Genomic DNA, 345 nt, shown 5'->3' with positions numbered 1-345 from the left:
GAGTTAACGTGAACTCCGCCATTATCTACATTAGTAGGCATGTGATAATATTCATCCATATGAGCCGGATAGACTCCGCTGCCATACGCGGCTCTCTGCGGATTACTGACAACTACACTGTTTGGATCACTTAAGCTGCGCAATCTCGTTACTCCGTCAGCCTTAGCAGCCGGTGCCATAATATCCTCGCCGATTTCCCAATCATCATCATCAACTAGTGCACCAAAGATGTCAGCGAAGGATTCGTTTAATGCTCCAGGCTGATGGCGGTAGACTAAATTCGCCGAATGAGTGATGACACCATGAGTCATTTCGTGGGCAGCCACGTCAAGCCCCGCTGAAAGT

1 protein-coding gene is annotated in these 345 nt (G+C 48.7%); it reads right to left on the bottom strand.

Annotated elements, in window-relative coordinates:
• A partial coding sequence (locus V7149_RS26265) for a M4 family metallopeptidase (RefSeq protein WP_335348491.1) occupies positions 1-345 on the bottom strand: 345 nt, incomplete at both ends.

The sequence above is a fragment of the Bacillus sp. JJ1503 genome, from assembly GCF_036965125.1.
Classification (GTDB): domain Bacteria; phylum Bacillota; class Bacilli; order Bacillales; family Cytobacillaceae; genus Cytobacillus.
Note: the sequence above shows the minus strand (reverse complement) of the source record. Positions and strands in the feature narration are given on the sequence as shown.